This is a genomic window from Lysinibacillus xylanilyticus (assembly GCF_001183605.1).
In the GTDB taxonomy this organism is placed as follows: domain Bacteria; phylum Bacillota; class Bacilli; order Bacillales_A; family Planococcaceae; genus Lysinibacillus; species Lysinibacillus xylanilyticus.
In genome coordinates this window covers 666,950-687,619 of the sequence record NZ_LFXJ01000005.1, presented here as the reverse complement: position 1 = coordinate 687,619, position 20,670 = coordinate 666,950, and the positions used below count along the sequence as shown (strand labels likewise).

At 32.0% G+C, this 20,670-nt stretch carries 13 protein-coding genes and 4 pseudogenes; 8 read left to right on the top strand and 9 right to left on the bottom strand.

Going from position 1 to position 20,670, the window contains the following annotated elements; all coding sequences use genetic code 11:
- Positions 1-336: 336 nt before the first annotated feature.
- The 8 genes and pseudogenes from ACZ11_RS06270 to ACZ11_RS24705 all read right to left on the bottom strand — a co-directional run bounded on the left by ACZ11_RS06270 (position 337) and on the right by ACZ11_RS24705 (position 9,704).
- On the bottom strand, positions 337-1,311 hold the full coding sequence (locus ACZ11_RS06270; RefSeq protein ID WP_236690793.1) for a DUF418 domain-containing protein: 975 nt from the start codon (positions 1,309-1,311) through the stop codon (positions 337-339).
- Between the two features lie 138 nt (positions 1,312-1,449).
- Positions 1,450-2,436, bottom strand: coding sequence for a sensor histidine kinase (locus tag ACZ11_RS06265; protein WP_049664558.1), 987 nt, complete (start codon positions 2,434-2,436; stop codon positions 1,450-1,452).
- Complete coding sequence (locus tag ACZ11_RS06260; RefSeq protein WP_049664556.1) at positions 2,436-3,143, bottom strand: response regulator transcription factor; 708 nt, start codon at positions 3,141-3,143, stop codon at positions 2,436-2,438. Before ACZ11_RS06260 ends, ACZ11_RS06265 begins: the two co-directional genes overlap by 1 nt.
- 855 nt (positions 3,144-3,998) lie before the next feature.
- Entirely contained in the window at positions 3,999-5,477 is a 1,479-nt protein-coding gene (locus ACZ11_RS06255) for an Lsa family ABC-F type ribosomal protection protein (RefSeq protein WP_049664555.1), read from the bottom strand.
- A 713-nt stretch (positions 5,478-6,190) separates the two neighbouring features.
- The gene (locus tag ACZ11_RS06250; protein ID WP_049667090.1) at positions 6,191-7,933 is read right to left on the bottom strand and encodes an MFS transporter; all 1,743 of its coding nucleotides are present in this window, start codon (positions 7,931-7,933) and stop codon (positions 6,191-6,193) included.
- Between the two features lie 23 nt (positions 7,934-7,956).
- On the bottom strand, positions 7,957-8,493 hold the full coding sequence (locus tag ACZ11_RS06245; RefSeq protein WP_049664553.1) for a PadR family transcriptional regulator: 537 nt from the start codon (positions 8,491-8,493) through the stop codon (positions 7,957-7,959).
- A gap of 424 nt (positions 8,494-8,917) precedes the next feature.
- Positions 8,918-9,004: pseudogene (locus ACZ11_RS27440) on the bottom strand (ABC transporter ATP-binding protein); the annotation flags it as partial.
- Positions 9,005-9,158: 154 nt separating this feature from the next.
- A complete protein-coding gene (locus ACZ11_RS24705; RefSeq protein ID WP_053093204.1) occupies positions 9,159-9,704 on the bottom strand; it encodes a TetR/AcrR family transcriptional regulator in 546 nt (181 codons plus the stop codon).
- Positions 9,705-9,944: 240 nt separating this feature from the next.
- On the opposite strand from ACZ11_RS24705, the gene ACZ11_RS06235 reads away from it, so the two are divergent.
- The 3 genes and pseudogenes from ACZ11_RS06235 (at position 9,945) to ACZ11_RS06220 (ending at position 15,524) form a co-directional block, all read left to right on the top strand.
- Positions 9,945-12,137, top strand: a complete 2,193-nt coding sequence (locus ACZ11_RS06235; RefSeq protein ID WP_049664551.1) for an MMPL family transporter — start codon at positions 9,945-9,947, stop codon at positions 12,135-12,137.
- Between the two features lie 747 nt (positions 12,138-12,884).
- Complete coding sequence (locus ACZ11_RS06230; RefSeq protein WP_338048283.1) at positions 12,885-14,138, top strand: MBOAT family O-acyltransferase; 1,254 nt, start codon at positions 12,885-12,887, stop codon at positions 14,136-14,138.
- A gap of 12 nt (positions 14,139-14,150) precedes the next feature.
- A pseudogene (locus ACZ11_RS06220) lies at positions 14,151-15,524 on the top strand (DHHW family protein).
- Positions 15,525-15,604: 80 nt separating this feature from the next.
- Here the strand turns inward: ACZ11_RS06220 and ACZ11_RS06215 are convergent.
- On the bottom strand, positions 15,605-16,474 hold the full coding sequence (locus ACZ11_RS06215; RefSeq protein ID WP_049667088.1) for a metallophosphoesterase: 870 nt from the start codon (positions 16,472-16,474) through the stop codon (positions 15,605-15,607).
- A 284-nt stretch (positions 16,475-16,758) separates the two neighbouring features.
- On the opposite strand from ACZ11_RS06215, the gene ACZ11_RS06210 reads away from it, so the two are divergent.
- The 5 genes and pseudogenes from ACZ11_RS06210 (at position 16,759) to ACZ11_RS06195 (ending at position 20,518) form a co-directional block, all read left to right on the top strand.
- Positions 16,759-17,739, top strand: coding sequence for a glycoside hydrolase family 5 protein (locus ACZ11_RS06210; protein ID WP_082172784.1), 981 nt, complete (start codon positions 16,759-16,761; stop codon positions 17,737-17,739).
- 215 nt (positions 17,740-17,954) lie between these two features.
- A complete protein-coding gene (locus ACZ11_RS06205) occupies positions 17,955-18,524 on the top strand; it encodes a glycoside hydrolase family 73 protein (protein WP_049664546.1) in 570 nt (189 codons plus the stop codon).
- Between the two features lie 12 nt (positions 18,525-18,536).
- Positions 18,537-18,885 (top strand): annotated as a pseudogene (locus ACZ11_RS27435) (response regulator transcription factor); the annotation flags it as partial.
- A 71-nt stretch (positions 18,886-18,956) separates the two neighbouring features.
- Positions 18,957-19,175, top strand: a pseudogene (locus ACZ11_RS27430) (winged helix-turn-helix domain-containing protein); the annotation flags it as partial.
- Positions 19,172-20,518 (top strand): sensor histidine kinase, encoded by a 1,347-nt coding sequence (locus ACZ11_RS06195; protein WP_049664541.1) that lies wholly within the window; start codon positions 19,172-19,174, stop codon positions 20,516-20,518. The pseudogene ACZ11_RS27430 and the gene ACZ11_RS06195, both read left to right, overlap by 4 nt.
- Positions 20,519-20,670: the final 152 nt, after the last annotated feature.

The window sequence follows — 20,670 nt, the reverse complement described above, 5'->3', positions numbered from 1 at the left end:
TGTTAGACAAATCGGTAGCAAGTAAATATGCGAGATTTACTTACACAATCCGTAATGTTTTATTTATTCAAAAAATAATTAGTTTAGCAAGAAATGATTATCTAAAATAGACTTTTAAACCTGAATTAAGTACTTTATTATTCGTTAAAATAATAAGTTATTAATAGCCTTGGTCAATTCGTTGAACGCCATTGCATTTTTGAGAGTAAATAAAACAATTTTATGATCGGCATACATCTTAGAGATACCCTCATAAAAAACACATTACCCTCCCTCATTAACATAAGAGAATAGTAATGTGTTTTTTACCTTCGAAATGAAAAATTGATAAAAAATCTAACTTCGTTTCGATCCTTTTTCAACAGAATCAACAATCCGTATCTTTTTCCAATATGTTCCCATGCGCCATATCCATTCTGCAGGTCCCATTTTAAAATACTTTAACCATATATTACTGTATATAATTTGTATTATAATAATGAATAGAGCGATGTTTAGCAAAGTTAATGCTGAAGATGTTAAACTTTGATTGTTCATTAAATAGAAATAAATAAACGATGTGTGCACAATAAAGTTTGACATTGACATTCGGCCATACGCTATTAAAAATGAAAACAAACGTCTTCCCTTTATATACATGCTTAAAATAGTAAAGAAAACGATATAAAACAGGCTCATTACTAAAGAATTAATAGGGGTAAACGCCCAGCTATAAAAATGATATGATAAAAAGAGAAGGATGACTAAAGCTGTTACAAGCAATCCCTTAAATCTTTGTAGCTGATTATAAAACGAGATTTGCCCTACAAATATCCCTAAAATAACCATCGAAAACATACTTAACGGCCCTACTAAAGATACAATTGATGATTCAGCTTCAATTAATACCATGTCACGTGTTGAATAGATTAGTATAGCAATAGCGATAAAAACGACGATGTTAATCATTGGCGGTATACGTAGGAAAACAAACCCTATCAGTCCAAATATTGCATATAAAATAAATAAGCCACCAGAAGGAATCCCTACAAACACTAATGAAATACCTATTAATAACAGGGTACCGCTACGACGGATATAAATTAAATTTGCCTTTTCACTTCTTTCCTTTAAACTTGACATAAATAACATGGAAGATAATCCTAATAAAAAAATAAACATATAAATAAATTTTGATTCCATACTATGTATAACTAAAGAGCTAATATAGGAATCGTAGTCTGTGCCAACTTGAAATACATTTACGATAGTAATGCCTAGTAAAGCAAATCCACGTAAATAATCAATCACTTCAATACGTTGCTTTTGCATTATAAATTTTCTCTCCTTTCTTTTTGCTATATACAATGTACATATTTTATTCTATTTCTTCTATCGATTTTCCGAACATGAATCTAACAAGATTGTTATATTAAAAAGAAAAAACCGATGAATTATTTTCATCGGTTCTTAACGAGATGCATACAAGAAGATTATCCTAACTTTTGTTCCCTTTCCTACCTCGGATTCTAGCTCTACCTTATGATTTAATTTTTCACATACTTCTTTAACAAGATATAATCCCATCCCTGTAGACTCTTTAAATTTCCTACCGTTTTCTCCGGTGAAAAAGGGATTAAAAACACGTGGTAAATCAACATTAGGGATACCCACTCCATAATCTCTTACTTCTAAAATAACTGCGCGCCCTTTTGAATACGCTGATAGTGTTACTTTCTCATTCTTCCTTGATGAATACTTAATTGCATTCGACAGCACTTGATTGAGTATAAACCGAAACCATTTTTTATCTGTTTCTACTGTCAGATTCGAATCTATTTTTACTTCTGGATAAATGTAACTACGTATAAGCAGACGTTTATTTTCATAAATAACGGAATCTACCATTTCTAATAAATGTATTCCATCTACATGAAAATCCTGTTCAAATGTCTCTAATCGTGCAGCATATAACACCATCTCTAACCCTCTTTTAATCCGTTCGGTTTCCTCGTTGATACTGTCAAACCGAAAATCATCTGAATCTTGTGTAATTAATTCAATGACAGAAAGAGGTGTTTTCATTTGATGAACCCAATGATTCATAAAAGTCATTTGTTCTTGTTGTTTTCGTTCCCATTTTTTCAACTGATCTTGGTAGTTTTTATCTTGCATTTGAAGTAATCTATCTAGGGCTATTGATAAGGGGGTAGTATCACTATTTTTTATTAATTCATTTGTCGTTATTCTTGGATTCGATAGCCGGTTATAAAATGATATGTGGGTAAAATAACGATATATTAGATATCCAATTAATAAAAATACACCCAAGAACACAGCATACAAAGCAGTCAAAATATGAGGATATCCATCAAACCAATAAATTAAAAGGATGATAAATAATTGACCAATTGTATATAAAATTAGTGGGATATGTTCTTTTAAAAATAATCTCATTATTCATTTTCATCCTTTGTCCAAGTGACATGTAATCGATGTCCCGCACCACGAACTGTTTCTATCGCGTTCTCAATACCCAAATCCTGTAATTTTTTTCGGACTCTATTGATATTCACATTTAATGTATTTTCATTTACATATTCATAATTATCCCATAGTTGTTCTAATAGTACTTCTCGTTTTACAAGAAGTGGAGATTTTGTTAATAAAATTTCTAATAAATCTGTTTCTTTTTTTGTTAGAAAAGCCTGTTTATCCTTTAGTCGAAGTTCCATTCTTTCAGGAAAAAGAAATAATCCATTTTTTTTAACTATACGTTCCGATATTTTGAGAGCGTATTCACCAGTTGCCCTTCTTAATTGACTACGAATTTTTGACATTACAACTTCATAATGAAACGGTTTTATAATATAGTCATCTCCACCATTTTCTAAAGCCCTAATTATATCCATCTCATCACTCCTTGCAGATATAAAGATAATTGGACAAGTAGAGACAGTTCGTATTTGTTGACACCAATAATATCCATCATAATTTGGTAAATTTACATCTAATAACACTACAACTGGTTGAACTTTTTGAAATGAATCTAAAAGATTTTCAAACTTCTGTATGATAACACTCTCGTATCCATATTTTTTTATATGTGTTCCAAGTAATTCTGCGATTTTTAAATCATCTTCTACAATCATAATTGTATTCATATCGTACTCTCCTATACTTTAAGTGTGATTTTAAAGTCCGTTTGGCTTTTTAATCTATATAAAAAGATGATATATTAGATACATCCTTAAATGCAAACTGTATATCTGTTGGTTTTTATGATTTTGTTACAAAGTTTCAAAAGCAGTACAAGTTGATAAATAAGAAGATATTTAGGCCATGACTAGTAATTGTTGTCGTTCGATTGAAGATTTCGTTTCTGTTTAATACTCCATAAATATCACAGGTTGTTTATTTAATTTCAAATCTGAAACAATCTATCTTCTAAAATAAATATGAAATTTGAACGACATTAAGTTTATCTTGTCCTTTTAATAACTCTTTTGTAAAAGCCTTTGCCTTTGTCCATACTTGCTGTTCACCAAGTGTTTCTTGATTAGTTTCGGGGATTTCAATTATACTTTATTTTAATTGTATCACCGTCTATCACCCCTTTTTTATACAGAAATCCCCTAAGCTATAGCGAAAAACTAAAATGCATGAAATTAACCAATCAACCACTAAATCAATAAATAGTTCTGTAATAGCAAACAAACACAATATATAGAATATAAGAATTTGCCGTTCAATAATATATAACCTTTTTACAGTTAGTATTTGTTCAATGGCTCTAGTTACCCCTAATTTTTTCACCCACAAGTGAACAATTCCACTAGGATAGGTCCTGTAAAAAGCTTTTTCTCTAATCGTAATAAAAAAGTATTAGCAAGGATCTCTCTTAACAATTATGCCTCGCATTACCCCAAAGCAGTATTTTACAACAATTAAAAGAATCCATTTTGAAAAAGATTGTTCAAAATGGATTCTTCTCTTACATATTAATTTTTCAAATTTAACTACATAGATATTGTTTTTGTTGCAACTGATTGTTGAAATGCTTGATCATGCTCAACAAAAACCATTGTGGGATTAAATTTTTGAATAAGCTCTTCAATCTGCATGCGCGAATAAATATCAATAAAATTCAACGGTTCATCCCAAATATAGATATGCGCTTTTTCACATAAACTTTTGGCTATAAGCAGCTTTTTCTTTTGTCCACCAGAATAATGAGATATATCTTTCTCAAATTGAATTCGGTCAAAGTCCATTTTACGTAGGATGGATTTAAATAACGTTTCATCAATCCCATACTCTTCAATAAAGTCCGATAACATTCCCTTCAAATGAGAAGTATCTTGTTGGACATAGGAAATAACGAGACCTGAACCTACATACATCGAGCCTGTATGCTGTATCGGATTTCCTTGAATTAGTTTGAGGATACTACTTTTTCCGCTTCCATTCTTTCCATCAAGCACAATTCGGTCACCTTGTTCTAGTTTAAAGCTAATTGGCTTATTCACTATTTGGTTATCGTACTGAACAGATACATCGGCCAAAGCAATCAATTCATTTGAATGAAACGCCAATGATTCTAATTTTAATGACTCGGTTTTTTCCACATTTTTTAGCAGCTTTGACTTTTCCTCAATGGCTTTTTGTTGCCTTGATTCAAGGTTCTTCGCTCTCTTCATCATCTTTGCCGCCTTATGTCCTACAAAACCTTTGTCTAACTTAGAACCTGAATTCGTTGTTCCATTTTTGGAAGCTTCCACTTGATTTGACCAACCTGATGTACGCTTTGAAGACTGTTTTAATCTCCCTATGTCTTTTTGTAGGCGCTCATTAGTTGCCTCTTCATGTTCTTGCTGTCGATCAAAATTCAACTTCCAAGAAGAATAGTTACCACTTTGAACTTCAATATTTGTTCTATTTATAGATAAGATATGGTCAACACAGCCATCTAAAAAGTTTCGGTCATGTGAAATTAATATGAACCCTTTTTTCTTCCTTAAATAATCAGAGACAATCTTTCGAGCCTCAGTGTCTAGATGGTTGGTTGGCTCATCAATTAATAGAAATTGACCCTCCGTTAAAAAAAGTGCGGCAAGCAACACCTTTGTCTGTTCTCCATTTGATAATGTTTTAAAAGGTCGATACATAACCTCGGCATCAACGTCTAGATAGGATATTTCACGAAGAATTTCCCAATCTTCTGCTTGGGGGCAAATTTCTTCCATGATTTCATGAGTATACTTGTTTTTATCCGATACTGGATAAGGGAAATAATTAAATTCCACCGAAGAATTGATCTTCCCACTATACTCATAATTCCCTAATAATAAATTAAAGAATGTTGTTTTTCCTCGTCCATTTCTACCGATAAATCCAAGTTTCCAATCCGTATCAATTTGAAAGTTTACATTTTCAAAAATATTGTCAAAGCTACTTGGATAAGAAAAAGTTAAGTTTTGAACTTGTATCATTGACATGATAATTCCTCCTTTGTATATCTACAATTTTTACTTTTTATACAAAGTCGGTACATCCATCAATTCTAGATTTCTCCGCATAAGTTTGATGGATATTAACGACTTGTACGGAGTAATACATGCGTAACAATAGTGTCTGAATCGCTCATTTTTAACTCTCCTTTCTTTATTAAAAGTTACTGATATTAACCATGAGAGAATAAAAAAATCCTCCCAATTTGAAAATTGGAAGGATTAGTCTTTCGCTTATAGTAAATAAGCTCTATTTTGCCATCGGAACCATGACAAAGAAAGTGTAAACTGATTTATAAAAATGGACAGACTAATCCTATATTTTGTAGTTTGAAGTTTTTCATTTCAAATAAAAATACAGATTAGTTAATCATTGTCCATTCATCAGTCCTCTCATAATTGTATTTTTATAGTAACAGATTTTTTTATGGAATACAATTCAAGCATCATCATCACATCAAATTATTGTTGTTGAAAGATTAGTCTTGCTCTACACTTATGAAATTCCTTGTGTTCTGAGCACCCCATTTGATTGTTCCTCCGCTCTTGACTTCTCTGAAACTGTAGACTCCCCCATAATTTTTACATTAAGATAACTCTTCCGAAGATTATTAGATAACTTTCTAAGATTTAGATCATGATAAATTACAAACGTCCAATCTTCTTTACAAAGTTACAGAATGAATCTTGGGACAACAATTTCACAATAAATTTTGCCTTTTTCTCTTATCACCTTCAAATTTTCTATTACGAAACATAAAAGCGACTAGACTACAGAGCAAAATAATTGGTACATTCACTTTATATAAGTCAGTAAAACTTTTTGCCATCTCTTTTTCAGCGTAATGACTAATATCATCCGAGAACGTTTTAATTTCGCTATTTATGTTCTCTATTTTTTCTTCAACCGCTTTCGTTACTTGATTGGTTATTTCTACCTGTTTTATTTCTCTGTACTCTACTGGAACTTCATTTAAAGCATTGTTTACTTTCTCTTTAATCATGCTTTCCTTTTGTTGTTGACTTATACCAAGATGATCAGTTCCCTGTTTCTTTTCTATATTCGACTCTAAGTCTTTGTTTTGAATTTTTTCCTTTGTTACTGTTAATATTTGCTCTTGCTCCGCTTGGTCAACATGAAGATCATGCACTTTTTTTTCCGCATAATGAAAAACATTTTCTTTATTTATGGATAAATTATGAGTCAAGCCTGATACAAAAATAGCTACAGCCAAGACAATTCCAATTTGTCTGAGCATGGACACAACACTTTGAGAGGCGGTTAATAATTCCCCCTCAAATGTGGAAGCTGTTAGCATAGTAATTGGCCCAACAACTAAACCAAATCCCACACCTAAAATCATACACGGAATGATAATTTCTTTATTTGTTGATTCAGCTCCTATCATTTGTAAACAATAATAAGCTAAACTCATAACTATAAACCCCACTAAAATAACCTGAACCTTGCCAAGCTTCTTCATAACCAGTGAAGCAAATGGAGAAACTAAAAATATCATGGCAGAAATAGGCGTCACTAAAAAAGCTGCTTCCATTTCTGTTCGGTGTTGTATTTTCGTGAGGAATGTTGGGAGTAAAACAGTTACACCAATTAAAAATAAATTACTAAGTATAACTACAATAGAAGCTCCAACAAAAGTTCGATCTTTAAATAGCTGTAAATTTACCATCGGTGATGAAACTTTTCTTTCAACTAAGATAAATAGAATAAAAGAAGTAGCACTGATGAGATAGCAAATCCACGCAAAGTTACTCAGCCACCCCAAGGTATTCCCTTTAACTAAAACAAGTGTAAAAAAGAAAATAGCAAAGCTAGACAGTGCTAATCCAGTCCAATCAATTTTAGCAATTACGCGTTCCTCATTTTTTATCTTTAACATAATGAAACATAAAACAATACCAATTACACAAATCGGAATATTCACAAAGAATACCCATCTCCAGCCTAAATTTTGTGTAATAACTCCTCCTAATGCAGGACCTATGGCTGCTGATAACCCTTGTGTCACCCCTAAAATCCCCAGCGCAACATGCCTTTTTTCCATTGGAACTGCCGATACGCCAATTACCATACTTGTTGGAAACAAAACAGCTGCTCCTATGCTTTGAATAAAACGAGAAAAAATAAGAAAATCTCCCGTATTTGCAAATGCACATAACGCTGAACCAGCTCCAAAAACTATTAAACCTATAATATATAATTTCGCCTTTCCAAAGATATCAGCGACTCTCCCTAGTGGTATCGCTAATACCGCAATAGTCATTGTATAGACATTCAATATCCAAGACATTTTCTCCAAAGATGTGTTCACATCAGTCTGTATTGCTGGTAAGGCAATATTCATAATTGTCGTATCAATCATACACAAGAAAATCCCTAAACACATTAAGAAAACAATTTTGATTCCTTTTGGTTGTTCCATAAATTCCCTACTCTCATGAAACATTACTTTTCATCTCTTTTTTCTTGTATTGTTAATTGAGCTAATTTATTTTTTAATGTTTCTACTTGTGCAGTATAAGATGCAATCCCAACATCTAATGAAATCTCTTCCGCAAAAGTAATGCCCTCTTTCCACTTTTCATATTTCAAAAGAAGATCTGCAACATACGCCTCCTTTCTCTCAATTTCTTCTTCAATCCACTTTTTCATTGAATTGGTATCGCTATAATTCCCAAAATACATCCGCATTAAAAAGTCAGAACGTAGAACATCCTTCTCTACATCTGTCTTCATGTATTGATAAAACTCTTCTCTTCCTTCATCAGTTATGAAATACATTTTCTTATTTGGCTTACCTTCTTGCATGACAACCTCTTTTTTTATCTTTCCCTCTTTTTCCAACTGTCTTAAGGTCGGATAAATCATTCCAAAACTGCCATCAAAAAAATGCGTGAATACATCTTCAAAAACAATTTTTATATCATAACCAGATAATTCTTTTTCCATTAGTAATCCTAAAACAACGTCTCTTCCTTTCAAAATAAGCACCTCGCATAATAAATATAACCAACAACTATATAAACATTGTTAATATGATTATTGATTATACAATTCTATCGTTCGTTTGTAAAGTTTATCCATTAAAATAAAATGGTAATAAGAAAAAAGTCTATCCTCATATTAAGGTTTTGCTTAGCTTCTCCCGTTCTTCATTCGTTTTTGAATTTCAAAATACTTTTCTATTGAATTATTTTCAAGTCGTAAAACATCATTAAAAATGGAGCTCCATGACCCTTTAGCAAATCAATTTCTCACCATATTGAGTTGTAGCTGATATGAAACCTTTGTTACCCATTTCTTTCATTGTTGCTTTAAAGTAAATTACAAAAAATAAAAGAATCCATTTTGAAAAAAGATTGTTCAAAATGGATTCTTCACATACATATTAATTTTTCATATTCAACTACGTATATATAGTTTTTGTTGCAACTGTTTGTTGAAATGCCTGATCATGCTTAACAACCACCCTTGTGGGATTAAATTGTTGAACTCCGTTTGTTGAAGTGAATCTCTTCATATTTTCTCGAAGTGATTACCACCTCTACAGCTAATTCGACATAGAATAATTTTAGCAAATTACTCAATGATAAAGGTCTATTTATCTCTTTACCTGTTAATGATACTTATTCCTAATAACAAATCGTTTATTGAGATGACATGACGTTCATACTTTCTAAGATTTGTACAACTTCTTCAGTTGGAATATTCATATCATCATTTATCCATTTTCGAATTACTTCAATGATTCCTCCAGTCGAATACGTGAAAAAATATTCTAAATGAGTCTCATTTGCATTTGGTAACTGTTTTTTTATTTCTAGAATTGCTATATCATGTGCAGAATTCAAAACTGTATTTAGTACACGAGAGCCATTTTTCTCATTAAAAATGATTTTACAGAGATCCTTATTTATAAGTATCAATTTTAATAGTTCATTTAGTATATTTAGTTCTCCTGAACAATTAATTGTACTCATCATCTGCTCTATCAATTCTTCTTCAATACTTCGCATTAAATCATAGGGATCATTATAATAAGAATAAAAAGTTCCGCGATTAATATCTGCTACTTTACAAATATTCGTAACAGTAATTTTATTTAAATCTTTTTCTTGTAGCAGCTGTAAAAAAGCCTCTATAATTACCTTTTTACTATACAGTGTTCTTCGGTTTCCGGGTGTACCAACCACGTATTTTATCCCCCTCAGTAACCAATTCACCTTAATATATTATTAAATGGACAAAACATTAATAAATGACTATTTAATAACACATGTTTTTATTTTGCTTATTGTTACCTTCAATTAGCCTTAATATACTATGTCTATGCCATTAAATCAACGAGGTGTTCGATTAATAACTTTTTGTGTAAGCAATAACCGGTTGTTTTAATGTGTAGTATGTAAATTTAGGATGAAAGGAAGCTGTTAATGGCAAAGTTTCTTTATAAATTAGGAAAATTGGCGGCAAACAATAGTAAAAAAATAATTGGAGGCTCATTATTAATTCTCCTTGTAATAGCAATTATTGCAATGAATCTGGGATCAAATTTTTCTGAGGACATGTCCATACCTGGATCAGAATCAGAAAAAGCCCTTCACCTCATTAAAAAGGAATTTCCCTTTAATACAAGTCAAGTACAGTTAGTATTTAATGCACCTGAAAATAAAACCTTAGATTCTGAAGAGCTTAATAATGTAATTACAGATACTTTGAAAGTGATAAAAGAAAAAGATAGTCATATTGTTTCTGTAGCAAGCCCATTAGAGTTAGGGAATTTAAATAAAGATAAGAATATTGGTTATGCAATTGTTACTTATAATGTAGCAGCAGCCAAGGTATCGGAAAAATCAAAGGAAAATATTATAGAAAACATTGAAAATATTCGTGATGCTGGCATTCAAACAGAACTATCAGGTGATGTTTCATTTTCTGAAATGGAAATAGGAGGAATAACAGAAGTAATTGGGATAGTTGTAGCTTTCGTTATATTGGCAATTACTTTTATTTCCTTATTAGCGGCTGGGTTGCCAATTATTACGGCGGTTATTGGACTTGCTATAGGAATTTTTTTAATTATGATTGGCACAAATTATTTGGATATTACCTCAGTTTCAATAACGTTAGCAGCAATGTTGGGATTGGCAGTAGGCATTGATTATGCTCTCTTTATTATGACTCGTTTCAGACAGCAAAGGAAAGAAGGCTATTCTGTCCAAGAGTCTGTAGCAATTGCAAATGGGACAGCAGGTAGTGCTGTAGTGTTTGCAGGTATAACAGTCATCATTGCGCTCTTAGGTTTATCTGTTGCAAAAATTCCATTTTTAACAATGATGGGTCTTTCTGCTGCTCTTTGCGTTTTATTCGCAATATTTATTGCGATAATTGTGGTTCCAGCTTTTCTAGGTTTGATGGGACATAAAGTCGGACCAGATAGAAAAAATACTTTTTTAAGCAAAATTATTAAACGTGATAAAAAACAAACTCCTTCCGAGAGATGGGGAAATTTTGTAGCAAAACGCCCGTGGAAAGTAGCAATTATTGGCATTGTACTTTTATCTATAATTGCTATTCCTATTTCTCATATGGAACTCGCTTTACCAGATAACGGTTCGAAGAATGAAGACACAACAGAAAGAAGAGCATATGATTTACTTACCAAAGCTTATGGCCCAGGCCATCTTGCAACATTAATTGTAGCGGCTAAAACCTCAAGCGAAACAACCAATCCTCAAATAGCAATAAGTGATACTATAGAAGAGTTAAGTAGGTTATCAAATGTAAAAAATGTTAGTCCAGCAATTCCTGGACCTTCAGGAGAAATGTATCTTATTTCTATAACTCCAGAGACAGGAGCTGCCGATTCAGAAACAAAAGATCTTGTAAACGATATTCGAGAAAAGGCAAAGACCTTGGAAAAATCCAATCATATAAAATTAATGGTTACAGGTACTACGGCGGTAAACATTGATATATCACAAAAACTGAGTGATGCATTACCAATCTTCGCTTTATTAATTATTGGATTTTCATTCATTTTATTAGTACTAGTATTCAGATCTATTCTAGTCCCATTAAAAGCTGTACTAGGATTTGTACTATCTTTAGGTGCAACATTAGGATTCACTGTATTTGTTATACAAGATGGAAATTTAATTGATTTATTTGGATTCCCCATTGCCTATCCTATATTAAGCTTCTTACCAGTCATTGTAATCGGAATTTTATTTGGGTTAGCAATGGACTATGAGGTTTTTCTAGTTAGTAGAATGCGTGAAGTATATACACATACCGGAGATGCACGTAAAGCTGTTTTAGCCGGAATGAAAGATAGTGGTGGAGTTGTAACAGCTGCAGGGTTGATTATGATCTCAGTATTTACTGGATTCATGTTAGCTCCAGATCCAATAATTAAAGCAATGGGCTTTTCACTCACATTTGGCGTAATATTTGATGCTTTTGTTGTAAGAATGGCTATTGTACCAGCAGTAATGATCTTAATGGGAAAAGCTTCATGGTACTTGCCAAAGTGGCTAGATAAATTACTACCAAATTTAGATATTGAAGGTGAATCTTTTATGAAAGAAATAAAAGAAAATAAGTTAAGTTCAAATAAGGAATAAAGAACTCTCTTTAAGAGGATTTAAGTACGGCGAGTGAAAAAATCACTCGCTATTTCTTTATCCATATATAGTTTTAACTATACCTGTAATGCGCCCTCCCCCCTACACTCGACTTGGAAAATGCTTAATATTACCATGAAATAAAATCCAATCTCATAACTGTTCGTCCGATTTTATCAACAAGAACTTCTGTTCAGAGCGAAGGAAGATACATGTAACCTACATGAAATCCTGATGAGTACTCAATTATTTAGATAGCCATTTCCTCTATTTGCATTTTCTTCTTTACATGCGAAACTCCCCTGCTGCCACTTGACGTACAACGTGTATTTATTTTTCATTTACCCCTTCCTTTTTACTTGTTCAAAATTCAAATAAAACCTTTTGAGCTTAGCCTAGTCAAATGGCTAGCTTTATTTCTTTATTTCACTGAATTTGTAACGTTGATGTCACAAAACGGACCTATAGTAAGTGATAGAAGGAGGTTTACAAGATGCAAAAAACAATTTGTTATGAAGTCTATTTACTGAAAGATCCATAAATAACACAAAAATTGTCGTCTCTCATATGACAGTTTAGATAGAATTATACAGATGAAAGAAGGATACGATGGTTTTTTCAAGTCTTTTGTTTATTTATTTGTTTCTACCTATCAACATAATACTGTATTACTCAGTGAAAAGTAGAAAGTGTAAAAACACCATTTTGTTAATAAGCTCACTATGTTTTTATGCTTGGGGTGAGCCAGTGTGGATTGTCGTATTACTTATTAGTGGTTGTATTGATTATTATCATGGGCTGTATATCGGAAGATTTCATGGAACGAAATGGGCTAAATATGGTATCGTTTCTTCCATTATATTAAATCTTTCTTTGCTAATTGCATTTAAATATAGTGCTTTTATCTATGAAAATATCAATCTTATTTTTAATACCTCTTTCCAAATACCCGATGTTACATTGCCAATTGGTATATCTTTTTATACCTTCCAAACAATCTCTTATACAGTAGATGTCTATCGAGGAAAGGTACAGGCACAAAGAAAGTTCTCAACTTTTCTTTTGTATGTATCAATGTTTCCACAGCTAGTAGCAGGACCGATCGTTAGATATTCGGATATCGCTGAACAAATAGAGAATCGAACTACAAATATCAGCCAAATTAGTGATGGTGTGAATCGATTTGTAATTGGATTAGGAAAAAAAGTATTACTGGCTAATACTGCGGGTAGTTTTGCCACGATGTTTATGGAGCGTTCTTCAGGAAGCTTAACCGTAACAGAAGCATGGTTTGGTATTTTGATGTTTACGCTGCAAATCTACTTTGATTTTTCCGGATACTCAGATATGGCTATAGGGTTAGGGAAAATATTTGGCTTCGAATATAAAGAGAATTTCAACTATCCATATGTTTCACGATCTGCTACAGAATTTTGGAGACGTTGGCATATATCTTTGGGTAGCTTCTTTCGAGACTATGTGTATATTCCACTTGGTGGAAACCGAAAAAATGAATTTTTCAATTTAATGACTGTATGGTTTCTAACAGGGATTTGGCATGGTGCTAGTTGGAATTTTGTTATTTGGGGATTATATTTTGGGATTTTAATTTACTTAGAGAAAAAAATGATAGGAAGAATTTTAGAAAAACTGCCGAGAATTATTTCTCACTGCTATTTACTAGTGGTTGTAATTATAGGTTGGACCTTCTTCTACTTTACGAATATGAATGAAGCTTTCTCTTATTTAAAAGTTCTCTTTGGTTTTGCTAATCAAAGCTTCGCTAGTACTGAGTTAAATATTATTATATCTAATAATATTTTCTTGATAGTAATTGCTACTTTATTATGTACACCACTAGTTAAAGTCCTTGGAGAAAAAGTCTGTAAAGGTGCTATGTACAAAGGTTGCTTGATTATTGGAAATGTTATGATTCTAATCCTATGTACAGCTGTTCTGGTTAACGAAAGTTATAATCCATTTCTTTATTTTAGATTTTGAGGAGAGTAATGAATGAAAAACAGTACTATATCTGAGATGATTCATATCGGCATTATGGTTGGAATTATAATAGTGGGCTTCACATTATTCTTTCTGTTACCAAAAGAAAACATTTCTGAAAACGAAAAACGTCAATTAACACCTTTTCCCACCTTCTCAGCTGAAAGTTTTCTAAATAAAAGTTATGCCCAACAAGTAGAGTTATATGTGAATGATGCATTTCCGTTTCGGGGGCAGCTCATTGAGTTGAGTGCCTTCTATAATGATGTTAAAGGAATACGATCAGGAACAGATGAGATACAAATATACAATATACAAAAATAAATATAAGGAGATTTAAATACAATGAAAAAATATATGATGGTTTCAGCACTTGCTACCCTATTAATTGCAGGGTGTTCTTCTAAAGATATAGACAAGGAAAGTGAAAGACCTGCTGTTAAAGAAGAAAATAAGGAGAGTGTTGTTGAAGATAGTAAACAAGAAGTTTCAGAGAATACTGTTGCTGAAAAATCCGGTTCCATTATTACACTGGGTGATAGAGCAGTAGAAATATTTTACGGAAATCCAGAAAATGCATTGCGATATTCCAAAGCTATTTCAAGTTTGAAACAAGCTCTAGGAGAGAATGTAACAGTATATAATATGGTAGTTCCAACAAGTGTAGAGTTTGCGTTGCCGAAAAAGTATCAACATATGTCAACACCGCAAAAATCCGTTATTGATGAAATTTATGGGAATCTTGATAGTGAAATTAAGAATGTTAACGCGTATGAAGCATTAGAAAAGCATAAAAATGAGTATCTATATTTTAATACGGATCACCATTGGACTTCTCTAGGTGCATATTATGCATACGAACAATTTGCGAAAGAAGCTGGATTTAAAGAAAAATCATTAGATGAATACGAAAAATATTCTAAGGAAGATTTTTTAGGTACTCTATTTACACAAACGCAAGATACCAAACTAAAAGAGAAAAAAGATATAGTTGAGTATTACAAAATCCCAGTTGATTACGAAGTATATCGATATGAAAAAGGGAATGAAAATACAGCAGTTTCGTCAACATTGTATGCTGATTATGCAGATGGTGTAAATGCTTACTCCGTATTTTTACATGGAGACTTCCCATTGGTTAAAATTAAGAATAATGATAGTAATAACGGGAAGAAACTAGTCGTTGTAAAAGAGTCATATGGAAATGCTTTTGTGCCATTTTTAATCCCTCATTATGATGAATTATATGTAGTAGATTCTAGATATTACAATAGCGGTTTTAAGAAACTAATAGATGAACAAGAAATAAAAGAAGTATTATTTATTAATAATATATTTGCTACTAATACGGCGAAAATAGTGAAAACACTTGAAAGATTACAGTAAAAAAACGAAGCCTAATCGAAATGATTAGGCTTCTTATTTATTCTCCTAGATTAGTAGGAAAGGAAATCTTGCGAGTTTCATCAATTTTTTAATACAAAAACAGAAAGTTCTGGCTTACTCCAAAAGCGTATAGGCATTCTTGTAGTACCAATCCCTCGATTAACATACAACTGTAATGGTTTTGATTTCCCTTGTAATGAATACATACCTTCTACATATTGTTTTGCTAATGAAGTAGTGATAATAGGGCCAATGAATGGAAGTTGTACTTGTCCTCCATGACTGTGGCCTGATAGTTGAAAATCAACTGGATACTCAAGGACTTCATCTACTGCATCGGGTTCATGCACTAACAATATGTTAAAGTCCTTCTCTTGTAAGTGTTGAAGGGTATGCTGCACTTTTGGTTTGCCAAGTAAAAAATCATCAAGTCCCGAAATCGTAATATAGTCACCATTGCTTGCCTTAATTTTTATAGTTTCATTAACTAAAACTGTAAAACCCGCTTCCTCCATATACTGTTCGTACAAATAACCCCCGCCGCCTCCACGATCATGATTACCGAACACTGCATATTTTCCAAGTGGAGCATTAATTTGGGTTAAAATAGTTTGTGAATATTTTCTATCAGAAGTATATTCACTAAACTTGTCAATTAAATCACCGGTAAACACTACAATATCGGGTTTTACTTCATTTATTTGGTCGATTAGCATTTTCTGCTGCTTATGAGAAAAATTCGATCCAAAGTGGGTGTCAGAGAATTGCACAATTTTTATATTTCGGAATCCTTCAGGAATATTAGGATTTTTGATATCAGTCCATGTTATAGACAATGATTTTGTCTCAATGTGGGACGCGTATAAATAAGTAGTGATTGGAAAAATAAAAATTATAAGGAAAAGAAATTTCCACTTATGTTTCTGTTGATACATTCTTATTCTTAACATTTTCAAGCTAGTGATTAATTTTACTATTGATAATTTATTCTTTTTTGTATTCTTCAAATTAATTTTCATATGCCACCCCTTTATTAATAACTACAATTTAATAAATGTTGTAGCATTTTAATGTTACAGGAAGTTGTCTTTTTGTAGATTTATAAAAAAGATTTAAAGAATCATTACTCGACTAGAATTTTAATTAAACAATTTTGCTTTCCCTCCCCCACTGACTATTTCTCATTAGAAACTATTAACAGATCCTTAAATTGATTTCAGATACACACCTCTTAATGTCACATTCACGTAACTTTGTTGCAGATCGATATGAGGGAATTGTTGAAGAAGATTTTATAAAGTTAAAAGAGGATTTGGATGCAGGATATGCAAGAGGGTCAAAAGTTGTACTAACTGTTCTAAGTCTTCCAGGAAATCGTTGGAGGCAGTTTAATAACTATAAAAATGACGACCGTATTTGGCAAGACCTTAAATATCATGAGCAAGCAGCGCTTTTTTGGAAAGATCTTGCCTTCCGTTTGAAAGATCATCCTGCAGTGGTAGGATATAACGTAATTAATGAGCCACACCCTGAAACAGCTACGGGATTTAATGATTTTTGGACAGAAGATTACGACAAATGGTACAACAAATTGGAAAATACTCCTGCAGATTTAAACCTGCTTTATGAAACAATTGTAGATTCTATACGAACTGTAGATACTGACACACCAATTATTTTAGATTCAGGTTTATTTGCAACTCCATGGGCAATAAAATATTTAAAACCAATAGATGACGATAATGTGTTATATGCATTCCATATGTATGAACCTTATGAAATGACAGGCCAAAATCGACAAAAAGGATTCACATACACTTATCCTGGCAAGGTGAAGGTTGGTGAAGATCAAGCAGAGAAAATGTTCGATAAAGCTGCATTAAAAGATTTTTTGGAACCAGTTGTACAATGGACAGAGCAACACAATATACCAAACAACCGAATTATCGCTGAAGAGTTTGGGATTAACCGAATGGTTGACGGAGCCGATCAATATGTAAAGGATTTAATTGATATTTTCGATGAATATGGCTGGCACTGGGCATTTTATGCATTTCGTGAAGATACGTGGGAAGGTATGGATTTTGAATTAGGAAGTCAACCAGTCAAGTGGGCATATTGGAAGGCTAAGGAAGATGGCGAACTACCAGATAGAAAAGATATAGAAGTAGATAATTCGATTTGGGATGCATTGAAAAAAGGACTGAACAAATGACCCTTGTTTGATAAACTTAGTTCAGAATAAAAGAATATTATCCGTAGTACAAACAATAGTTTGTACTATTTTTTTATTATAGAAATAAGTGAATGAACAAAATATTCCTAAAACCCACTAAAGTTTTTTATATTATATGATTCTTTTGTCAAATGACTGTAACATTCCTCTTTTAAAATACAAATAATAAATTCATTTTAAAAAGAGGTTATATAATGAAAAGAATCAGTAAATATAGAAAATCCATAGTGTCCATAATTATACTAGTAGTTAGTTTAGTTTTACTTTCTATTTTTTTAAGACTATTTCAGAAAGAAAATAGAGAAATTCATTTTATAGATGAAATTGCTCCCCTAGCTGTAGAATTAAACAAACAAACAGGAGGAGTGCTTCCGAGTATAACAATTGCGCAGGCTATATTAGAATCGAATTATGGCAAAAGTGAATTAGCTATAAAAGCAAATAATTTATTTGGGATAAAAGGTAGCTATAAAGGCAAGTCGGTAAAAATGCAAACTATGGAATATAAAAACAATAAAAGTTATACAATTGAAACTGAATTTAGAGCTTATCCAGATTTGAAAAGTGCGTTTATTGACCATACTAAATTAATTTTAGAAGGAACGAGTTGGAATGAGCATCAATATTATGATGTTCTTGCTGCAGCGAATTATCAGGAAGCTGCACATGCTTTGAAAAAGAACCACTATTCCACAGATCCTATGTATCCTGATAAATTAATTGCTATTATAGAACAGTATAATTTAGGGAAATATGACAATTAGGAGATAAATGTTATGAATATACTTATCGCTGATGATGAACTAGATATGTTAAAGATTTTACAAAGTTATTTCAAAAAAGAAGGATTTACGGTATTTACGGCTACAAACGGGACAGAGGCACTTGATATTTTCTATAATGAAAAAATTGATTTGGCCATTTTGGATTGGATGATGCCAGAAAAAGATGGGATTACAGTTTGCCGCGAAATGAAGAAGACCCAAAAAATTAAAGTATTAATACTAACGGCTAGAGATACTGGAGAAGATGAATTTATTGCCCTATCTGATGGTGCTGATGATTATGTAAATAAACCATTTTATCCAAAAGTTTTATTAATGCGGGCGAAAAAATTGTTGCAAATGGAATCCATTCAACGAATAAACGATGTTTCATTTGATATTTCAAGCAAACGTGTATGGAGATCTGGAAATGAATTGATTTTAACAAAGACTGAATTCGAGCTTTTACGTATATTTAGCCAAAATAGAAGACAAATATTAACGAGAGATCAACTACTTGATTTAATATGGGGAATGGACTACGAGGGTGATCCACGGACGGTAGATACACATATTCGGCGTCTACGTGAAAAAATTGGAGAGGATATTATCCAAACGCATCGAGGAGTTGGATATAGTACAAGAGAATGAAATCAAAAATTGGAACAAAATTAACTATTTATATAACCCTTGTTGTTATTATCACATTTAGCATCTCACTTGCGCTAAGTCAGTTTTTTCTACCAAAATATTATCTTCATCAATTTAACAAAAAGGTATCTGATGCTTTTATAGCTTATCAGGAATTGGGTGATGAGAGCTTGGTGGAGAAACAATTTGATGTGACTATTCTTTCGGTATCGCTAGATGATACTATCGATGACCTGAATGGAAATTTAAAACACCAACTTGCAAGGAAGCATATAGCACTTAATAAATTTTGGGTTTCCGAAGAAATATTACAAAAAGTTAAAGAGGATAAGACTGTTGGCGAACTTTATAATCAAGGAAAACAAAAATCCAGTTTTATCGCTCATTATAAAAAAGAAGATAATCATCTAATTATGATTGGAGCCTCTATGGCTAGTTTTATTGAAATAGCTTATTTTATTAATCGCTTTAATATATTTTTTTTGATTGTCAGTATTTTAGTAATTATTATAATTACTGCCTTTCTATCTAGAATGCTAACAAGACCGTTAAATAAATTAACAAAGGTTGCAAAAGAAATTGGTGAGTTGGATTTTAAACAGGCTGAAATTCGGACAGGCGATGAAATTGAGGACCTTGCAAAAAGTATTAATAAAATGAGTAAGGCACTTGAAAAAGCGCAACAGGATTTATCAAAAAGAAACATTGACTTAAAGCAATTTATGATAGGTTTAACCCATGAGCTTAAAACTCCTTTAGCATTAGTTAGAGTATATTCCAGTGGAATTGAAGATGGTATGGATGATGGAACTTATCTTGCAACCATTAACAAGCAAGTTGATAGAATGGAAAAAATAATTACAGATATGCTTTATTTCGCCAAAACAGAAGAAAATGATTCCAATAAAACAAGCTTTGATTTAATTATGTTGATTAATGAGATACTGGATAATTATCGACATATACAAGGAGAAAAACAAATTTATTTTAAAACTGAAGTTACTGAATATATACTGACGGCTGAACAAGATAAAGTACATTTCATATTTGAAAATATGATTAGTAATGCAGTTAAATACACTTCTGGAAATGAAATTCAGATCTACTTTGGTCAAGACAGTATATTTGAAATTAGTAATGATACCACGCTTACAGACATTTCTAGAATATGGCACCCTTTTTATGTTGGGGAAATTTCTCGTGACAAGAACTTTTCAGGTACTGGGCTTGGACTTGCAACAGTTAAAAGCCATGCTGAACAATTAGGTTATTCAGTTCAGGCAGAGCTATCTAACGGTAAAATCAATTTTAAAATCGGTTTTGTAAATTCTACATTGCGTTGATGCATATTAAAATCATAGTTTAATTTGATGCGTTCTAAATTAATTGATACCTATTGCTGGGCGAATAGTTGATAATAAGAGAACTAATTACAATACTTTTATTTAACTATTAGAGGCATATCATTATGTACAGAAATTCAAAAATGTCTGCT

Coding starts and splice junctions, on each gene's coding strand:
- ACZ11_RS06260 (WP_049664556.1), bottom strand. CDS start 3,143: ATGAATACAATTATGATTGTAGAAGATGATTTAAAAATCGCAGAATTA.
- ACZ11_RS06215 (WP_049667088.1), bottom strand. CDS start 16,474: ATGTTAAGAATAAGAATGTATCAACAGAAACATAAGTGGAAATTTCTT.
- ACZ11_RS06235 (WP_049664551.1), top strand. CDS start 9,945: ATGGCAAAGTTTCTTTATAAATTAGGAAAATTGGCGGCAAACAATAGT.
- ACZ11_RS06205 (WP_049664546.1), top strand. CDS start 17,955: ATGAAAAGAATCAGTAAATATAGAAAATCCATAGTGTCCATAATTATA.
- ACZ11_RS06255 (WP_049664555.1), bottom strand. CDS start 5,477: ATGTCAATGATACAAGTTCAAAACTTAACTTTTTCTTATCCAAGTAGC.
- ACZ11_RS06210 (WP_082172784.1), top strand. CDS start 16,759: ATGTCACATTCACGTAACTTTGTTGCAGATCGATATGAGGGAATTGTT.
- ACZ11_RS06250 (WP_049667090.1), bottom strand. CDS start 7,933: ATGGAACAACCAAAAGGAATCAAAATTGTTTTCTTAATGTGTTTAGGG.
- ACZ11_RS06270 (WP_236690793.1), bottom strand. CDS start 1,311: ATGCAAAAGCAACGTATTGAAGTGATTGATTATTTACGTGGATTTGCT.
- ACZ11_RS06265 (WP_049664558.1), bottom strand. CDS start 2,436: ATGAGATTATTTTTAAAAGAACATATCCCACTAATTTTATATACAATT.
- ACZ11_RS06195 (WP_049664541.1), top strand. CDS start 19,172: ATGAAATCAAAAATTGGAACAAAATTAACTATTTATATAACCCTTGTT.